The 17,181-nt window shown below is 59.6% G+C and carries 18 protein-coding genes; 6 read left to right on the top strand and 12 right to left on the bottom strand.

Annotated elements, in window-relative coordinates; translation table 11 throughout:
• The first annotated feature begins 91 nt into the window (after positions 1 to 91).
• From J5289_RS24210 to J5289_RS24185, 6 genes are all read left to right on the top strand, one after another.
• Positions 92 to 700: an outer membrane protein gene (locus tag J5289_RS24210; RefSeq protein WP_209187786.1), complete on the top strand. Its 609-nt coding sequence runs from the start codon at positions 92 to 94 to the stop codon at positions 698 to 700.
• A 150-nt stretch (positions 701 to 850) separates the two neighbouring features.
• On the top strand, positions 851 to 1,324 hold the full coding sequence (locus tag J5289_RS24205) for a hypothetical protein (protein WP_219276579.1): 474 nt from the start codon (positions 851 to 853) through the stop codon (positions 1,322 to 1,324).
• 296 nt (positions 1,325 to 1,620) lie between these two features.
• Entirely contained in the window at positions 1,621 to 1,770 is a 150-nt protein-coding gene (locus tag J5289_RS24200; protein ID WP_153816505.1) for a hypothetical protein, read from the top strand.
• Positions 1,771 to 1,864: 94 nt separating this feature from the next.
• A complete protein-coding gene (locus J5289_RS24195; protein ID WP_142832606.1) occupies positions 1,865 to 2,587 on the top strand; it encodes a response regulator in 723 nt (240 codons plus the stop codon).
• Entirely contained in the window at positions 2,584 to 3,912 is a 1,329-nt protein-coding gene (locus tag J5289_RS24190; protein ID WP_209187784.1) for an ATP-binding protein, read from the top strand. Before J5289_RS24195 ends, J5289_RS24190 begins: the two co-directional genes overlap by 4 nt.
• 123 nt (positions 3,913 to 4,035) lie before the next feature.
• On the top strand, positions 4,036 to 4,692 hold the full coding sequence (locus J5289_RS24185; protein ID WP_209186494.1) for a DUF3313 domain-containing protein: 657 nt from the start codon (positions 4,036 to 4,038) through the stop codon (positions 4,690 to 4,692).
• A gap of 101 nt (positions 4,693 to 4,793) precedes the next feature.
• On the opposite strand, the gene J5289_RS24180 is transcribed toward J5289_RS24185, so the two are convergent.
• The 12 genes from J5289_RS24180 to J5289_RS24125 all read right to left on the bottom strand — a co-directional run bounded on the left by J5289_RS24180 (position 4,794) and on the right by J5289_RS24125 (position 17,119).
• The gene (locus tag J5289_RS24180) at positions 4,794 to 7,292 is read right to left on the bottom strand and encodes an ATP-binding cassette domain-containing protein (RefSeq protein ID WP_142831000.1); all 2,499 of its coding nucleotides are present in this window, start codon (positions 7,290 to 7,292) and stop codon (positions 4,794 to 4,796) included.
• A gap of 69 nt (positions 7,293 to 7,361) precedes the next feature.
• Entirely contained in the window at positions 7,362 to 8,429 is a 1,068-nt protein-coding gene (locus J5289_RS24175; protein WP_209207100.1) for a substrate-binding domain-containing protein, read from the bottom strand.
• A gap of 25 nt (positions 8,430 to 8,454) precedes the next feature.
• Entirely contained in the window at positions 8,455 to 9,450 is a 996-nt protein-coding gene (locus tag J5289_RS24170) for an ABC transporter permease (RefSeq protein WP_209207101.1), read from the bottom strand.
• 154 nt (positions 9,451 to 9,604) lie between these two features.
• A complete protein-coding gene (locus J5289_RS24165) occupies positions 9,605 to 9,754 on the bottom strand; it encodes a hypothetical protein (RefSeq protein ID WP_153816488.1) in 150 nt (49 codons plus the stop codon).
• A gap of 316 nt (positions 9,755 to 10,070) precedes the next feature.
• Positions 10,071 to 11,129, bottom strand: coding sequence for a ketopantoate reductase family protein (locus tag J5289_RS24160; protein WP_209187781.1), 1,059 nt, complete (start codon positions 11,127 to 11,129; stop codon positions 10,071 to 10,073).
• A 75-nt stretch (positions 11,130 to 11,204) separates the two neighbouring features.
• Entirely contained in the window at positions 11,205 to 11,504 is a 300-nt protein-coding gene (locus tag J5289_RS24155; protein WP_142830997.1) for a Dabb family protein, read from the bottom strand.
• Between the two features lie 17 nt (positions 11,505 to 11,521).
• Positions 11,522 to 12,601, bottom strand: a complete 1,080-nt coding sequence (locus J5289_RS24150; RefSeq protein ID WP_209207102.1) for a maleylacetate reductase — start codon at positions 12,599 to 12,601, stop codon at positions 11,522 to 11,524.
• A 2-nt stretch (positions 12,602 to 12,603) separates the two neighbouring features.
• Complete coding sequence (locus J5289_RS24145) at positions 12,604 to 13,518, bottom strand: intradiol ring-cleavage dioxygenase (protein WP_209187779.1); 915 nt, start codon at positions 13,516 to 13,518, stop codon at positions 12,604 to 12,606.
• Between the two features lie 93 nt (positions 13,519 to 13,611).
• Positions 13,612 to 14,595: a zinc-binding dehydrogenase gene (locus J5289_RS24140; RefSeq protein ID WP_209207103.1), complete on the bottom strand. Its 984-nt coding sequence runs from the start codon at positions 14,593 to 14,595 to the stop codon at positions 13,612 to 13,614.
• 13 nt (positions 14,596 to 14,608) lie between these two features.
• Positions 14,609 to 15,622, bottom strand: coding sequence for a Gfo/Idh/MocA family protein (locus J5289_RS24135; protein ID WP_142830993.1), 1,014 nt, complete (start codon positions 15,620 to 15,622; stop codon positions 14,609 to 14,611).
• Positions 15,619 to 15,903: a YciI family protein gene (locus tag J5289_RS24130; protein ID WP_209207104.1), complete on the bottom strand. Its 285-nt coding sequence runs from the start codon at positions 15,901 to 15,903 to the stop codon at positions 15,619 to 15,621. Before J5289_RS24130 ends, J5289_RS24135 begins: the two co-directional genes overlap by 4 nt.
• A gap of 142 nt (positions 15,904 to 16,045) precedes the next feature.
• Positions 16,046 to 17,119, bottom strand: a complete 1,074-nt coding sequence (locus tag J5289_RS24125; RefSeq protein WP_209187777.1) for a 2,3-butanediol dehydrogenase — start codon at positions 17,117 to 17,119, stop codon at positions 16,046 to 16,048.
• Positions 17,120 to 17,181 lie beyond the last annotated feature (62 nt).

The following is a 17,181-nucleotide window of genomic DNA, read 5'->3' as shown; positions in this document are numbered from 1 at the left end:
GCAATATTGCTCTCCGGCATAGTGCAATGCGAACCGGCCTCCCGTCGTGGGGTCAGCCTCTGCATCCATTTTATGAAAGAGAGTTATTCCCTTGCACATCAAGTCATTCGTATTTGCCATTATCGCTATTTCGTCGGCAGCGCCCGCAATGGCTGCGGACCTGTCCGTTGTTCCGGAGGCCGCGCCTGCTGCCTATTCAGCCTATGACTGGTCAGGTTTCTACATCGGCGCCCAGGGCGGCTATAGCTGGAATCAAACGACCGTTCTCGGCACCAAGGAAGATCTGGACAACGGCTCCGCAGGCATTCACGCCGGCTATAACTTCCAGTCGGGCAGCATCGTCTACGGCATCGAGAACGACTTCAACTACAACTTCGCCAAAGACAAGGACACCGACCTTGAATGGGATGCATCCGGACGCGGTCGTATCGGTTATGCCCTCGACCGAACGCTGATCTTCGCAACTGCCGGCGTCGCGGCGACAAGCGGCAAGCTGGACCTGCCCGCCATACGCAAGAAAGACGACATCCTTATTGGATGGACTGCGGGTGGAGGTGTCGAACACGCTATTACGGACAACGTCCTGGTTCGTGGCGAATATCGATATTCGGACTTCGGCAAGAAGGATTTCGGCGCCGGCGTCGGCGATTTTGGCGCCACACAGAACAAGGTCATGATCGGCGCGAGCTACAAGTTCTAGCCGCGGACAGGATGGCCCGGGAAGCACAAAGGCGAGACTTTCTCGGCTCATCCGGGATGGTCTCACCTGCCTCCCGCCGCCAATCGCAGCTCGGCAATAGAGACGGAACAAAATCCAACTAACAGACGGATCAAGCAAGGAGACTTTGCCGTGAGCGGACCTGCGAGCAAAAATAACAGACGACCCATTCTTGTCTTTCTTCCGGCCAACGCGGCAAACACCATCGTCGCCAAGCTCGAACTTGCGGGCTATCCCGCCGTGGCAGTCACGACAGTCCCCGACCTGTTCGACGCGCTTCGTACGGATGCATTCGCGCTGGCAGTCACCGTCCGGCCGCAGATCGATATCGTCCGAAACATCATCACAATCCCGGTCGTCAACCTCGAGGTCTTCTTCCATATGTCGCTCACAGCCGACAGCGGTGAGATCAGCAGCAAGCAGTTCGACGTCAATGCCTTCGTCAACCGCATAAAGACGCTCACTGCGCCCCGATCAGGACGGGAGCCTGAGAAAGTCACGGAGTTCGGGCGCAAGCCGACTGGAGCGAACTCCGCCTCGGCGGGATGGCGCAAAGCGGCGGCGCATTTTTTTAAAAGCCGCTCCATGGCGAGGATGGACGTCTGAGCGTGCTTATTTCCGATCTGTCTTGCCATCGTCCGGATTTCATGACGCGTCATGGGAGCGCAGACACGATGTCTCACACTGGTCGCTTGAAAACTTTGGCAACTGGCCGAACCGCTTTTACCTGGCTCTCCCAGGGATTGGATCCTGCACAGGCCGCCGCGGTAAAATGCGAACTCCTCTTCTGGATAGGGTCTCTTTTGATGTTGTGGATAATTGGCGCTGCCTCGGTCAGCGGTTTCGTTCTGACAGCCTTCTTTTGCCTTCTGACTTTTGCGAAGGTTCTGAGGATAACGCTCATGAAGATCATCGAAGGCATGCCGAAGTATTCCCGTGGGCGCCACTACGCGACACTTACTCTCGGAATTGCCTTTTTTGTCCTGGTTGCGGCACGCGCCTGCTATATCTCGATGATCATCGTCGATACGGGGATGTCCGGTGGGATATGATCTGGAGCTTGCAAAAAAGACCGGAGCGGATAAATCCAGCAATCGGCTTGCAACTGCGATAAGACTGGCCTCTGAAATCGGGGAGCCCGCCGAGATGACATTTCAAGACCAAGCTCACATCCTCATCGTTGAAGATGACACCGAAATCGCCGGAATGCTGGTCGAGCTGGCCTGCGCCAATGGCTACAAGGCGACGTCGGCCGACAGCGGTGCGGACATGGACCGCCTTCTGGCGCGCTACAAATATGATCTGATCGTTCTGGATGCGATGCTCCCTGGAGAAGACGGCTTCAGCATTTGCAGAAGGCTGCGCTCCTCCGGCACCATCCCAATCATTATGCTGACGGCGCTCCAGGAGGATATCGATCGTATTCTCGGCCTCGAGCTGGGAGCCGACGACTACGTCACCAAACCGTTTAACTCGCGCGAACTCATTGCCCGCATCAAGAGCATACTGCGTCGGGCTTCCTATGTGCGTGAACAGGATGGCGGGCTCGCTGCCCTGACATTTTCCGGCTGGCGTATAGATCCAAACAGTCGCCAGCTGCACGACGCCGAGGGCGCGCAGGTGTCGATGACGACTGCCGAATTCGACCTGCTACTGGCCTTCTGCCAAAATCCCAACAAGATCCTGACGCGGGAACAATTGCTGTCGATGACCCATGCGGGCACTGCGGGACCGATCGAGCGCAGTATAGACGCGCACATCAGTCGGGTTCGCCAGAAGATCGAGCCGAACCTCAAGGAGCCGACGTTTATCAAGACGGTCCGGCTCGGCGGCTACATGTTTGCCGCAAAAGTGGAGCGGATATTGTGATATCGCTGCGTTCTGCGTCCCTTCGCATACAGATACTCCTGCTTGCCATTCTCCTCGTTGTTCTCGTATCCGCTGTCGCGACGATTACCGAGCCGTTCATCTATGGCCGACATGACAAGGGGATCGAGATCGGCTTGTTCGCCGGTCGCGTGGAGACGGTGCTGCAGCAATTCAAAAAGGCCAGTTCCCGGGCAGACGAGGATGCAGCACTTGCCAATGCGGCCGCCGTCGGGCTCCGCATGGGGCGGGTCGATCCCAGGCAGTTCGCGGACGCAGCCGCCGTCGTGCCGATCCAGGCAGACGTTCGCCCGGGCATTCGCAGGCTATTGGACAAATCCTTTGCCGCGGAGATCGGCGAAATCTTCTCGCACGCCAGTCCCCGCCATAGCCTTCTCGTCATGCTCGACAACAATAACGCGCTTGCGATTGAAGCCCCTGCGTTTCCGAAATATCTCTGGTTTGCTCCAGCTGTTGCCAGCGGGCTTTTGAAGATCATCATTCCCCTGGCGATCATGGCCTATCTCAGCAGCCGGCTGATAACCCGGCCGTTGGAGCGCATCGCGACGGCGGCCCAGCGAGAAACGGTCCTGAACGAAACCTATGCGGAACCGTTCACGGTCGAGGGTGCGAGCGAGATCCGAATTCTCGCTAACTCTCTCAATACCATGCGCAGCCGTATTCAGCAGATGACCGTCGATCGCACGAGGCTGTTGCGCGCCATCAGCCATGACCTCAGAACGCCCCTCACCCGGCTTCGCATGAGAGCCGAACGGCTGGCAGATTCCGACCTCAAGGATCTGATGCTGAGAGATGTCACCACTCTCGGCTCGATGATCGACGAAAGCCTCTCATTCCTCAACGACAAGGTCGAAAACACCCGCAAAGTCGATCTGTCGAGCCTCCTCCAGACCGTCGCCAGCGATTTCGCCGACACTGGCGTCAACGTTACGTTCGAAGGTCCGCGACGTGTCGTGTACATCTGCAAGCCGCAAGGCCTGACGAGAGCCGTGAGCAACCTGGTGTCGAACTCCGTCCGTTATGCGGATCAGGTCTGCATAACGCTGGAATGCCTGGACGACGGCAGTGTCCGGATCGCAGTGAAGGACAATGGGCCGGGCCTTCCCGACGAGATGAAAATACGCGTGCTCGAGCCGTTCTTCAAGGCGGATGCATCCCGGCAGGGTGGAACGATGGGGAGCGGATTCGGCCTTGGCCTGACGATCACGAAGGGCATCGTTGAGAAAGGTCACAACGGCACGTTCCAGTTGCTCGACAATATGCCGAAAGGACTGATGGCCGATATCCGGCTGCCGCCCGCAACCTGACAGGCTTGCAGCGCCCCGTTTGCTCATTCGTGGCTGCGAATATTTCAGAACATCAAAGAAGACACGATAATACACAAATGTCGGATGGTCATTCCTGAATCTTAGCTCGGAGACTATCTTTCTATGCCATCAATCAAAACCTTTTTCGCGATTGCATTTGCGTGTGCAGTGACTGCCGGATGTACGACGACCGGTCCTGTCGTCTACGACGGGCTCGCCTCAGCGTCGGTGCTGAAACCCAATCCCAATGACCAGAATGGTCGCGAACCCTTTGTTTTCCGGGGCGACATCAGCTTTCGACAATACACTAGAATGATCGTTGACCCCGTGACTGTCTATGCCGGCGCCGACGCTCAGTTTGGCAAGGTTTCCGCCGAGGACAAGCAGGCTCTCGCGCGCTACATGCAATCGGAATTCACCGACAAGCTGAAAACGCGGTTCTCGATCGTGACGGCTCCGCAGCCGAACACACTCAGGCTGCACCTAACGCTCACGGGCGCGAAAGCAAATACCCCCGTGCTCGGCACGCTTTCCCATTTCGACGTCGCGGGCGGCGTCTACAACGGCGTTCAGGCAGTCCGAGGGGGCGAAGGATCGATGACGGGATCGGTCAACTATGCGGTCGAGGTCTACGATGCAACAACGAGCCGCCTGCTGCTTGCCTATGTCAGCAAACAATTTCCGGGAGCAATGAATATCGGCGCTAGCATGGGATCGATGCAAGCTTCGATGGTGGGCGTTGAAAAAGGTGCGGACGCGCTGCTGGCCAAACTTCGCTAGTGCCGAGCACCCTCAACTAGCCCCGACCGAAGCCGTTGCCCCCGGCAGGGTCAAAAACCGGATCCTAGCCGTAGCCATCGGCGAAAAGCGTATCCGCTATCTCAGTTGGCGGCGCGTCGGCGAACACCGGAATAGATGAGCGCAGCCGCGACGACCAGCAGACCCTGGAAGAAATACTGGAACGTTTGGCTAAGCCCGAGGAAGGTGACAGCGTTCAGAACCTCGGTGAGCAGGACCGCACCCAGCAAGGTTCCGATAAACGTTCCCCGGCCGCCGGTGAGGCTGGTGCCGCCAAGGACCACAGCCGTGATGCTTGAGAGCGTATAGTTGATCCCCTGGCGTGGATCTCCGACGCCAATTTGCGTCATCAGCATGATTGCGCCGAGGCCGGTGAGCAGCGAACAGGCGATATAGCCAGCAATGAACGTCAGGTCGACACGGATGCCGGCCCTGCGCGCCGAATGCTCGTCAGAACCCACGGCACGCAGCCGCCAGCCTGCCTTTGTCTGGCGCAGCACATATTCGCCGCCGACCGCGATTGCAACCAATGCGAGGAAGGCGACCGGGAAAGGCCCCCACTGCCAATTGACCCAATCGGTGACGGTCGCGCTGATGTAGCCATCGGGATTGTCGCGCAGCAGGAAGCTCAGCCCCTGTATGGCAATATACATGGCCAACGTGGCTGCGATCGGCGTAAAATTGGCAAAGCGGATCAACAGCCCGTTGATTGTACCGGTGATGAAAGCACCGGCAAACATCAGCACGAAGCCCGCCAGCATCATGACGGAGGATTTATCGTCATTGATGAAGAAGGAGGCGACGACGACGAGGAAGCCGGCGAGCGGGCCGACGGAAAGATCGATGCCACCCATCAGCAGCGCGACGGTCTGCCCGAGGGCGATGAACCCAAGCGCCGTTGCGAGAAGAAAGATATTGTAGATGTTGTAGATCGAAAAGAAGTTGTCGTTCTGGCTGTAGACATAGAGCCCGAGCAGGATTGTGACGAGCGCAAGTGGCACAGCAGGTGCGTTGTCAGACTGCAGGAAATGACGGAATGCACTGGTCTTTTCAACAGCCTTGGAAACGCTGGCGCCTCCATGGGTACTGGCATTGACGGCAGCAGCAACGATGCGTCCTTCGGTGACGTCGTCGCCGGTCAACGTCGCAACGAGATGGCCACGCGACATGACGATGACCTTGTCACACAGCCCCTCGAGTTCGACGGCATCCGAGGAGTTGACGATGACCGGTGTGCCGCGGTCGGAGACTTCGCGCAGGATACGGTAGATTTCGAAGCGGGCACCGACATCCACGCCTTGCGTTGGCTCGTCGGCAATGATGAGGCCGGGATCGGATAGCATTGCCCGAGACATCACAACCTTCTGCTGATTGCCACCGGAAAGCGACAGGATGGGCGCCTCCAAGCCGGGTGTCTTCACCGCAAGCTCGCTGAAAATCGCGTTGACCTGCTCGAGTTCCTTTTTGCGGCTCATGACGCCGCCGACAGAGAATTTTTCGAGAGCCGAGAAGGTTGCGTTCTCGCGCACCGTGAGGCTGCTTGCCACCCCTTCCACATGCCTGTCGGATGGCATGAAGGCTGCTTCGCGCAGCAATTCGCTCTGCGTCAGCTGCCGACCACGCAGCGTGATAGTCCCTTCCGCTACATGCAACCCTGCAAGTACGCGCATGAGTTCCGGCTGGCCGTTACCAGCCACGCCGGCGACGCCGATGATCTGGCCGCGCTGCATGTTGAAACTGATGTCTGTCAGCTCCTTTGAGCTGATGCCGCTAACGGAAAGGCTGGTTTCGTCCTCTGCCCGCTGCGACTTTGGGGGAAAGGCCGATTTCAGTGTGCGCCCGACGATCATGTTGACGAGATCACCGTCGCTGATGTCCCGCACCATTTCCGCACCGCGCACCTTGCCATCGCGCAATACCGTGACACGATGGGCGATCTGCCGAAGTTCTGCCAGGCGATGGGTGATATAGATGACCGCTGTGCCGGCGCCCGCAATTTCGCGGATACGTCCGAACAACATGTCGGTCGAATCCTGGTCGAGGGAAGCCGTCGGCTCGTCGAGGATGAGAACCCGTGGCTTCAGCGCCAGGGCCTTGGCGATTTCAAGCAGATGCTTCTGCGCCACCGTCAGGCTATCGGCACGCATGACAAGCGGCACTTGAAGCCCGACCGTATCGAGAACCTCCTGGACGACCTCCTGCGGCGACCGGCCGGCAAAAACCGAAGACGGAAGCGCCACACGCAGATTTTCCATGATTGAAAGATCTTCGAGAATGGCCGGATGCTGGAAGCAGATACCGATCCCCAGCGACTTCGCAATCTCGGGTGTCAATTGCTGGAGCGGCCGACCCTCGAAGCTGATTTCGCCGTCGGTCGGGCGCAACGTGCCGGAGATGATATTCATCAGCGTCGATTTGCCGGCGCCGTTCTCTCCGAGAATGGCGTGAACTTCGCCCTTGCAGAACTCGACGTTCACATCGCTGAGTGCGGGGATGGCAGAGAAATACTTGGAGATACCGGAGAGACGGATAATCACGTCTCTTGTCTCCGCCTCGACCGCTTTAACGCCTGTTTGCAACATCTGTTATCCGTCCTCGAAAACTTGCCCCGGAGAGTGTTCTCTCCGGGGAAATCCATGCCTGTTCGTCGGTTACTTGGTGACCGCCTTGGCCTGGTCTTCTGCCGAAAGTGCGGACGACAGATAGATTGAGCCAGGCAGGTCCTTGCGGCACTTGACGGGGTTCGGCGTGCCGGAGACCGAGTCTTCGAATGCGGGGGCCTTGAAGATTTCGTCCTTCGGCTTCTCTCCGCCGGTTGCAAGCGCAATGGCCCATTCTACGGCAAGCCGCACGTTGTCGGTGCCGGTCGCGACCGTGAACAGCTTGAAATCAGGGTTCTTGGCCTTGCTCTCATCGAACAGGCAACCCAGCGAATTGCCGTCGGATGTCGCCAGCGCCGGGATCGACTTGCCCTGCTTGGTGAATGTCGGCAGCGCACCTACCAGCGACGGGCCGAAGTCCGACACGATAACGTCGATCTTGGCATTCTTGGCAATTTCCGCCGTCAGAACCTTCTGGGTCAGAGCCGGATCCCAGTTGGTGACCGCGAAAGGCTGCGGGTTGACGAAGACATATTCCGGACCGAGAACGCTCTTCAGGCCCTTGAGTTCATCGAGACCCTGGCTGTTGCCTGCCGGACCGCTGAGGAACAGCAGGTTACCGCCCTTGGGGAGGATACCCTTGATCCAGTTGCCCCAGGTCACGCCATCGTTCTCGAACGACGAGCCGATGAACTTCGAATAGTTGACGCCCTCCTTGCCGCCAACGGCGACCCGGTACGGCACGATGACCTTGCCGGACTTGTAAACGCTGGTGATGGCCGGAAGCACGGCAGGGCCGGCGTCGCCGAACACGACCAGTGCGTCGATACCCTTGGCCGCCATGCCCTTGATGTCGGAAATCGACTTTTGCGTATCACCTTGGCCATCTGCATATTCATATTTGGTAATGCTCGGGCAGAGATCGACGACCTGCTTGCCCGATGCCGTCGTCACCTGACGCCAGCTATTGCCTCCGTAGCCGTCGAGCAGTGCCAACGAGGCCTTTTTCGGGCCGCACCACGAGGGCGTCTCGGCCTTGGCAAGACCCGCGCTGCCAAGCGCCATGACGGCGGCGGCAACGGAGAGCGCAAAGCCCTTCTTGAATGTCGAATGTTTCATGTTTTTCTCCTCCACAGTTTTTCGTTCAGGTCGCTTTTCTTACGTTTCTTCGCCAACGCAGCGAGTAAACACCGATGCCAAAACCCAGGGCCAGCGCCTGGATGATGGTCTGAGCCGAATACGGAACCCCCACTGACAGGGCGAATTGGCTCAATTGATTGAGAAAGAAGGCCGCGATGACAGTCGAGATCGGGAAGCCCCGGCCACCCAGCAGCGAAGTGCCTCCCAGCACGACGACCGCGACAGACGGCAGCAGAAGCGTGTCTCCCTGAAACGCGGTTGGCTCGCGGGTGATGCCGGCGATCAGGATGCCGGCCGTGCAATAGAGCAGCTGCGCGAAGACATAGGCCATCATCTGGTGGACACGAACGCGAAGTCCGGCGGCACGACCGGCCGGCGGGCTGGCCCCGATGGCCTCGAAGCGGCGCCCGACCAGTGTTTTCTTGAGCACGAACGAAACAACCACGGTGGCGGCAAGCGCGAAATACACCGCATTCGGAACCCGGAAGGTCTCACCACCGGCAATCTCCGCAAGGAGGTTCGTCGTGATCGGGGGAACCCCGCCCGAGGTGGCAAAGACTGCGCCGTAAAGCAGCGCATTGACACCGATCGTCGCAATGATCGAGTTCAACCGGAAGAAGCTGACGAGGATTCCGTTCGCGAAACCTGCAATGAGGGCCATCCCGAGCGCGATCAGAACTGCCTGATAGAGCAGCGCATCGTTCTGCTGAGGATAGTGGGTGGCAACCACGACGGCAAGCGAGACGGAGCCGGGAAGTGAAAGGTCGAATCCGCCCTGCTGCACTACGAGCAGCTGCCCGAGACCGACGACCGCGATAATCGCTGCGAACGGCAGGCTTCCCGACAGCGCTCCCCAGGAGACACTCGAGGGCGCGAATACCTTGCACACGACCAGCAGCAGGACAGTCGAAAAGACGACCGTCATGAAGCTCCGCGCCATCGGGATCCGAAACAGGCTTTGCTTCTGCAAGCTGGTCGATGTCATCGAGCTTGAGTTCATCTCAGCTCACCTTTCTTGGAATCGCTCACGAAAAACACCTCTGCTGCCCGGGCGGCCTCTGGTCGTATGCTGAAAAACTCGGGCACCCGGGATACGCGGATGCGCCATGCCGGAACGACCACGCATGAGCCCACGCGCCTGACACTACCCGCGGTTACTCGTGGGCATTTACTGCCAATCCTGAATTTTGTACTTCACGCGCCTGAGCGGAAATGTGCCTATCGCTCGAAAGCACGGTCATTACCTGCAGTTTCAATTGTCCGGCGCAATTGCAGGCAGGCGAATTGTAGATTTGGTCGTCCATATCCATGCTCCTCCAAGCAACTGCAAAATAAAGTCACAGAACAAGAGACCTTCCCTTTCGAGAAAGCTACGGCTTCGATCTATTTGTTGAGGTAAGGGCACTCCTCCCAACTCCTCGCCTCCACCTTTATGCATTTTGAAGCGCGAGAAAACATCGAAGATGTCCGGATTGGATAAGGCGCATTTTCAAAGCTTGATCGCTGGAATTTCATGGAAAGAAATCAAAAACTTGGGTGCATCTCCGCCTGCGTATCGAGGCGGCACAAACCCGACCATCTGGACTGTTTCATCAATAGACTTGCCCTGGTCGGCAGCTGTCATCTCTTGCCGGCAGCCTCATAAGCCTCGATCAGCAGCTTCGAATTCTCCGGCCTAGCATCGAGCGTGCCGTTTTCGATCTCGTAGGCGATTTCCATGACGCGCTGGTTCACCGGAGCCGGCAGGCCGTGCGCTTTCAGGATGTCCACGACCCAGCCGTTGACCTCCTGGATCTCGGCACGACGCCCTTTTCGCCAGTCCTGCAACGACGTCGTCAACGTGTCGGCCTGCGAGAAGACCGTCAGCACTTCTTCGAAGATTTTGTCGACATAGCGCTCCGGGTCGTTGGTCGTGACCGGCGGCATGCCTATGATGGGCACGATCCTGGCGCCATCGGCGAGCGCCGCATGCATGGCCTCGTAGCCGGCGGCACGCATCGTCTCCAGCATGCCGGGAGTTCGTGCTGCGTCTCCGAGCGGCAGATTGATGATCGCCGAAGGAATAAGTTCGGCCGCGTTGACGATGAGCTTCATCCATTTCGCCGAACGGATATCGTCCGTGACCTCGACCGTGCCTGCATTGCGCAGCAGATCGGCAACGGCCTCGACCCTTGGCTGCGTCTGCGGATCGAGCGCGCCGAGAGCGAACCAAGAGGTGTCGTGGTCGTTCTGACGGTTGGTGACACCGGGCACCCACATGTTCGAGGCGATCTCGATCACCGCGCCGATGGTCCGCTCCCGGCCGACGATCGCAGCAATATCCTCATGGGTCATGCCATTCTGCAGGCCGACAACCAGACCGTCTGGCGCAAGGACCGGCTCAATGAGCTGGCAGGCCCACTTCGTATCGTAGGCCTTGACCACCAGGAAGACGACATCGAAGGGTTCCTTGATTTCCGCGACCTGGCAAAGATGCAATGCCGGAACTTTGGCATTGATCGTTCGCGTCGGCAGGTTGACGGTGATGCCATGCTCGCGGATTGCGGTCACGTGATCCGGCCACTGTTCGATGAAGGTAACGTCCAGGCCCGCAAGCGCGAAATCTGCGCCGATGGAAGCGCCTTGCGCGCCCGTACCCAGAAACGCGATCCTCGGACCGCCCTTTTTATCCCAGCTCATGCGGTATCTCCTTCGGGTATGATCGCGCCCGGTCGTCAGCGCATGTGAGAGAGTTCATTAGCCTCGTCTCAGGGGTCAGGGGATGTAGTCGACCTGATAACGGTCCGTGCGGACCCCCTCGAGCTCGTTTCTGACCTGCAGGTGGGCCGGATGCTCCGCGTATCCCTTCAGATCGGCCTCGCTTTCGAATTCGGAATACAGCACCACGTCGCAGGCGTAGGAAATCCGGCTGATATCGATGCCGATCTCCAGCGTCCGCAAGCCCGGGACCTTCCCGACCAGACCCTCGAACTTGCGCTTGACCTTCCAAGCCGCCTCTTGCTTTTCCGCGGCAGTGACACCGCGGACGTTCCACATGACGATATGTTTGATCATCGTTTCTGTTTCCCGGGTCAGCTTGACGACGCAGACGCGCCTGCTGGCCTTGCGCCCTCATAGGCGCGAGACAGCAACTGATGGAGACCATCCTTTTCCAATGTGCGCGGGTTCCAGTAGGCATTGGACATAGCCTGCTCGAGCGCCGCATCGATCCCGTCGCCGGGCATGCCCAGTGACTTGAGGGCCATATCCGCACCGAGACCAGAGGCGAGATCGAACAAGCCCGTCGCCGCATCGTCAGCGCCGAGCGCTCTGGCAATCCGCGCCATCGCTTCCGGTACCGCTGGCGCGTTGTAGGCGACGGCGTGCGGCAGGACAGCGGTGTGCATTGGCGCATGCGGTAGGTTGAACATGCCGCCGAGGGTGTGGCAAAGCTTGTGGTGGAGCGCCATGCCGACGGAACCCAGGCAGACGCCGCAAAGCCACGCTCCGTATAGCGCATCGGCTCTTGCCTCGGGATCTTCCGGGTTTTTGGCGATAACCGGCAGGGCGCGCGAGAATGCCGCGATCCCCTGCTCGGCCAACAGCGAAATGATCGGATTGGTTTCGCGCGCGTACAGTGCCTCGACCGCATGGGCCACGGCATTGAGGCCTGAAGTGACGGACATTGAGATCGGCAGTGTTAGGGTAAGGTCGATGTCGTAGACGATCACCTCAGGCAGAATGCGCGGGTCTGACTTGGTGAGCTTTCGACCATTCTCCGTTTCGCCAAGGATCGGCGTCGCCTCGGAGCCGGCATAGGTGGTCGGCACCACGATCTGCGGAATATCGGTGCGAAAGGCGATGGCCTTTCCGAGCCCCGTCGTCGATCCGCCGCCGATTGCCAGCACCGCGTTGGCCTTCAGCCGCTCGACTTCACGCATCGCATCGACGGTCACGTCGACTGGCGTGTGCATTTGCGCCTTCGTATAGATGCCGGCAAAACGCGGTCCGAGATGATCGGCCACGGCCCGCGCCTGTTCGGCCTGCTCCGGCGTCGACAGAACGAGTACCTTGTCGGCTGACAGACGGTCCGCCTCTTCTCCAAGCCTTGCGATCGTGCCGTGCCCGAAGATCACGCGCCCGGGATTGGCGTTATAGGTGAAGGCCTGCATCGCTATGCCTCCAGCTTCTGCTGCGGCGTGACCAGCACGAAGTCACAAGTCACGGCCTCGAACGGATTGTCGAAGCCGAGCTCGGCAGCGCGCTTCGGATCGTCCAGCTTGCCGAAATCGGCAATCAGGTCTTCCTTCACCCCGAAAACCGCATCAGAATGAAGGTAGGGGCAATCCGGCGTGAAGATATGCGTTGTGATGGGCTCGAAGCCGGCAGCCCCGACGATGAAGTGGATGTGGGCTGGCCTGAATGGATGGCGCCCCATCTGGCCGAGCAGCTTGCCAACAGGGCCGTCATCGGGGATCGGATAGAATTTTGGCCGCACCGACTTGAACCAGTATGACCCGTCGGCATCCGTCTTGAAGATGCCGCGCAGATTCATCTCGGGCTGCAGGCCCTTCTGCTGGACATCGTAGAAGCCCTCGTCGTTGGCTTGCCAGACATCGAGCATCGCGCCGGCGATCGGCTTTCCGTCGGTATCGGTAACGCGCCCCTGCACCAGCAGCGGTTCGCCCTTGCCATCCAGACAGATATTGGCGCCATTCTCGTATTGCGGTGCGTCCATGACATGAAACGGACCGAGCACCGTAGTCTCAGTCGCCCCGGATGGCTTGCGGTTGTTGATCGCATCGACCAGCATGGAAACGCCCAGAATGTCGGAAAGCAGGATAAACTCCTGCCTCCATTCGTTGCAGATCTGGCCGGTTTCGGTCAGGAAATCGATGGCCATGCCCCATTCCTGCTGATTGGGCTCCACCTCCTTGACGAATGCATGCAGGTGGCGGATTGCTGCGCTCATGACCTCGCGCAGACGCGGATCGGTTTTACCGGCCATCCGTGCCAGGACCACCTCGACCGAGCTCTCCTCGGAGAAGTATCCGCTCTCGGCGTCGTGTTTCGTCTGCTGGTCAATCATTTCCGTTGTCCTTTCCCATGAGCCCCGCGGCACGATCCGGTCGCATCCGTGAGGGTTTGGCCGTTCCCTGATCGCCGCCGCGCGAGGCGGCGGTCAGTTGTTCAGGAGAGTGATCTTGATGCTCTTGGTTGCGTCCTTGCCGAAGCTGAAAGCATCGACGGCGTCCGTCAGCGCATAGTCGTGGGTCTGGATCGGCGAAAGATCGATCCCCGTGCGTTCGAGAAAACGGATTGCTGCAGGCCACACGCCCGGCGAACCGATGCATCCCCTGACGGTAAGGTTCTTCATCTGGATCTGGCCGATGACGACCGGCACCTTGCGCCCGATATTGATCCCGACCATCGACATGCGGCCGTCTTCCCGTGCGTAGTCGAATGCCGCAGCCAGCGATGCATCGTGACCGGATGCCTCGACAACCAGGTCGGCGCCGTGACCGCCGGTCATTTCGCGGATACGGTCAGCAGTTCCTCCATCGGACGGATCAAGCGCGGCGTCTGCCCCGAGCCTCAGGGCCACGTCGCGGCGGGCAGCCAGCGGGTCGACCACGATGACGCGTGCGCCCATGCCGATGGCAGCCGCTGCGGACACGAGGCCGATAGTGCCGCCGCCAGAAACGACTACGGTCTCGCTGGCATTGGTGCCGCCGGAGCGCAGCACCGCGTAAAAGCCGCATGTAAAGGGCTCAATCAGCGCCGCCTTCTTGTCATCGACGGCATCCGGCAGCTTGTGCAGCCATTCCGGATTGACGTTGAAGAATTCGCGATCGGCGCCGCTCATCGAAAATCCAAAGTGATGAAGGCGCTCCGGCGTGCGAACCACGCATTCGCCGACGACGCGGTCGCCGACCTTGAAGCCGGTGACGTTGCGCCCGACCTCGACGATCTCGCCACTCCACTCGTGACCCGGCGTCACCGGATAGGAGATCGGGATGATGTATCGTCCTGCGAGCAACTCGTAGTCCGAGTGACAAATGCCGACAGCGCGCGTGCGGACGAGCACTTCGTTGGCAGAAACCTCCGGCATCGCCACATCGACGATTGCCGGTCTGTCAGGGGCCTCGAATACCAAAGCTTTCATGACACTCTCCCTGTCAAAGTTGCTCGACGACGCCGGAGCGTGCGGAGCGGATAATCGCTTCGAGAAGCGCGATGTTGTTGATCATCTCCTCGCCGCTGATCGGATATGGATCGGTGCCGCGCACGGCTCTGGCAAAAGCTCGCAGGTTGTCGCGAACCGGCTCGGCCGGCGCGACTTCGCGCACGGTGATGGGCTTGCCCTTCCAACCCTCGGTAACGATCCAGCCGTCCGGCGACTCGACGTGCGCCTTGTCGCGTACCTCGATCCAACCCAACGTCCCGAACACCGCGAACCGCGAGATGAAGGGTGTGGCCAGCGTCGCGGACACATAGGCTGAACCGCCGTTTTCGAAGCGGATATGGGCGCTCATCGTATCCCCCTGCGGGATCTCCGAAGCGAGGTTCTCGCAGATGACACGGACATCTTTTGCGGGCCCCATCAGCTTCACCGATAGGTCGGTCAGATGGATGCCGGTTGCCGTCATGCCACCGGCAGGCGCCTGCTCCGCGTTCAGCCGCCAATTCGACGGATCGAGCGTGAGGAACTTGTCGTGGCTGAAATTGGACTCGATCTGCAGCAGACGACCGAGCTTGCCGCTATTTGCCGCCTCGAGGATCTCGGCAATCGGCGGCTCGAAACGACGCTCGTGGCCCATACCGAGAACCAGCCCGGCATCCCGGCACAACGCCACAGAGGTTTCGGCATCCTTCCTGGTCATCGCCAGCGGCTTTTCGCAGAACACATGCTTGCCGGCAGCCACTGCCTCGGCAATCTGCTTCTGGTGTAGGGAGTGGGGCGTTGCAAGGACAACAGCCTCGATGTCGGGATCAGCCAGCGCATCGGCGAGATCCGGGGAGAATTGCAGGCCCATTTCGCCGGCGAAGCTTTCTGCCTCCGGGCTCGGATCGACAGCACGAACGAAGTGCATTTCCGCACCCCCGGCATTGACCAGTGTCGCCATCTTCTTGCCCCACCAGCCGAGGCCGACGATGGCCGCAAGCACCGGCTTGTTTTCGATCATTGTCATCTGTTGTCCACCCGCTTGCTGAAGGGATGGATATTCACCGACTTCCAGACGCCGGCTGCCGTGAACGGATCGGCCTTGTTGAAAGCCACGATCTCTTTGATGGTGTCTGCCTCAAACAGGAACAGCGAACCGATCATCGTTTCGTTGTCATCGGCGAGGAGAGGCCCCGAAATGATTGTTTTGGTCTTTGCGGCCCCGAGATAGGCCTTGTGCGCTTCATAGTTGGCAAGCCGCTTTTCCACGGCGCCCGGATGGTCCAGACAGTGAACGATATAGTGCATGACAAAACCTCTTCGTTGTTCAGGCGATCGAATAGCCGCCGTCTATCATCGGAAATTGACCCATAACGCGGCCGATGGCTTCGGCAGTTACCAATGCGACCGCCTAAATGCGGCCGCCGAAATCCCATGGTCAGTGCTCCGGTCAAGCCTTCATGTTGACGAGTATCTTCATGTGGGACGCATTGGGATCGAGCAGCGCCTCGAAGCCCTTTTCGACGACGTCGTCCGGAGAAATCTGCGCGGTGACGATCTGCTCGACCGGAAAGATGCCGGAACCGATCATCTGCGCGATCCTTGGCCAGATCGTCACCGGGTAGCACCAGGTCGCCTCGACGGTGATGTCCTTCAGGGCCCAAAGCATCGCATCGATAGCCGCCGGCTTGACGTGCAGACCAACCTGCACGACCGTACCCTGACGCTTGACGGCCCTGGCACAGAGGTTAAGCGAAGCCTCAGCCCCGACACATTCGAGCGCCACGTCGACGCCGACGCCTTCCTCGGTGTGCTCGCGGAACAGCGCCTCGGCATCCACTTCGCGCGGATCGAAGACGATCGCTTCCGGCACCAGCTTCTTGGCAAGGGCGCGGCGGTTCGGGTTCAGTTCGGAAACGAAAATGGTCGTCGCACCGGCTGCCCGCGTCGCAAGCAGCACCAGCGCACCAATCGGGCCGACGCCGGAGACCAGCACAGTGCTGCCTGCCTCCACGCCGCCACGATCGACGCCGTAGAGAGCAACCGCTGCAGGCTCGATCATGGCTGCCTGCACATCGCTGACGCTGTCCGGCACCGGAAAGACATTGTAGCTGTTGACGACCGCCTGTTCCCCCATGCCGCCCCATTCCCAGGACAGGCCGAAGCAGGCCATTTTCTCGCTGAGATGATACAGTCCCCGGCGACCGTAATAGTCGTCGCGGGGCGAGATCAGCGGCTGGATCGAGACGCGCGATCCCGGCGCGACGTGCGTCACGTTCTTGCCGACAGCCAGGACCCGGGCAGACAGTTCGTGCCCGAGGATCTGCGGCAGGACCGCGCCGGAATAGACGTGCGGCGTGCTCGGCGTGACGATCGGTCCGGCAATATATTCATGCAGATCGGTTCCACAGATGCCGCAAACCAGCGGCTGGATGAGAACCATGTCATCGCCCAGCGGCCCGGACGGAGCGGGTACGTCTTCGACGCGAATGTCTTTCTTCGAATAGTATCGAACGGCTTTCATACGGAAATCCTTTCCAGTGGGGGCGGCGTTGAGGTAATCTCTCGAGGAGCTCTCGCTGCCAG

The sequence above is a fragment of the Rhizobium sp. B230/85 genome, from assembly GCF_019355735.1.
Lineage (GTDB): Bacteria > Pseudomonadota > Alphaproteobacteria > Rhizobiales > Rhizobiaceae > Rhizobium > Rhizobium rhododendri.
The sequence above is the reverse complement of the archived record's forward strand: the minus strand, read 5'-3'. Positions and strand labels throughout refer to the sequence as shown.

What these genes read in the sequence shown, in the direction of transcription:
- J5289_RS24200 (WP_153816505.1), top strand. Translation starts at nt 1,621, where the DNA reads ATGAAGATCATCGAAGGCATGCCGAAGTATTCCCGTGGGCGCCACTAC.
- J5289_RS24195 (WP_142832606.1), top strand. Translation starts at nt 1,865, where the DNA reads ATGACATTTCAAGACCAAGCTCACATCCTCATCGTTGAAGATGACACC.
- J5289_RS24185 (WP_209186494.1), top strand. Translation starts at nt 4,036, where the DNA reads ATGCCATCAATCAAAACCTTTTTCGCGATTGCATTTGCGTGTGCAGTG.
- J5289_RS24180 (WP_142831000.1), bottom strand. Translation starts at nt 7,292, where the DNA reads ATGTTGCAAACAGGCGTTAAAGCGGTCGAGGCGGAGACAAGAGACGTG.
- J5289_RS24175 (WP_209207100.1), bottom strand. Translation starts at nt 8,429, where the DNA reads ATGAAACATTCGACATTCAAGAAGGGCTTTGCGCTCTCCGTTGCCGCC.
- J5289_RS24170 (WP_209207101.1), bottom strand. Translation starts at nt 9,450, where the DNA reads ATGAACTCAAGCTCGATGACATCGACCAGCTTGCAGAAGCAAAGCCTG.
- J5289_RS24165 (WP_153816488.1), bottom strand. Translation starts at nt 9,754, where the DNA reads ATGGACGACCAAATCTACAATTCGCCTGCCTGCAATTGCGCCGGACAA.
- J5289_RS24160 (WP_209187781.1), bottom strand. Translation starts at nt 11,129, where the DNA reads ATGAGCTGGGATAAAAAGGGCGGTCCGAGGATCGCGTTTCTGGGTACG.
- J5289_RS24155 (WP_142830997.1), bottom strand. Translation starts at nt 11,504, where the DNA reads ATGATCAAACATATCGTCATGTGGAACGTCCGCGGTGTCACTGCCGCG.
- J5289_RS24150 (WP_209207102.1), bottom strand. Translation starts at nt 12,601, where the DNA reads ATGCAGGCCTTCACCTATAACGCCAATCCCGGGCGCGTGATCTTCGGG.
- J5289_RS24145 (WP_209187779.1), bottom strand. Translation starts at nt 13,518, where the DNA reads ATGATTGACCAGCAGACGAAACACGACGCCGAGAGCGGATACTTCTCC.
- J5289_RS24140 (WP_209207103.1), bottom strand. Translation starts at nt 14,595, where the DNA reads ATGAAAGCTTTGGTATTCGAGGCCCCTGACAGACCGGCAATCGTCGAT.
- J5289_RS24135 (WP_142830993.1), bottom strand. Translation starts at nt 15,622, where the DNA reads ATGACAATGATCGAAAACAAGCCGGTGCTTGCGGCCATCGTCGGCCTC.
- J5289_RS24130 (WP_209207104.1), bottom strand. Translation starts at nt 15,903, where the DNA reads ATGCACTATATCGTTCACTGTCTGGACCATCCGGGCGCCGTGGAAAAG.
- J5289_RS24125 (WP_209187777.1), bottom strand. Translation starts at nt 17,119, where the DNA reads ATGAAAGCCGTTCGATACTATTCGAAGAAAGACATTCGCGTCGAAGAC.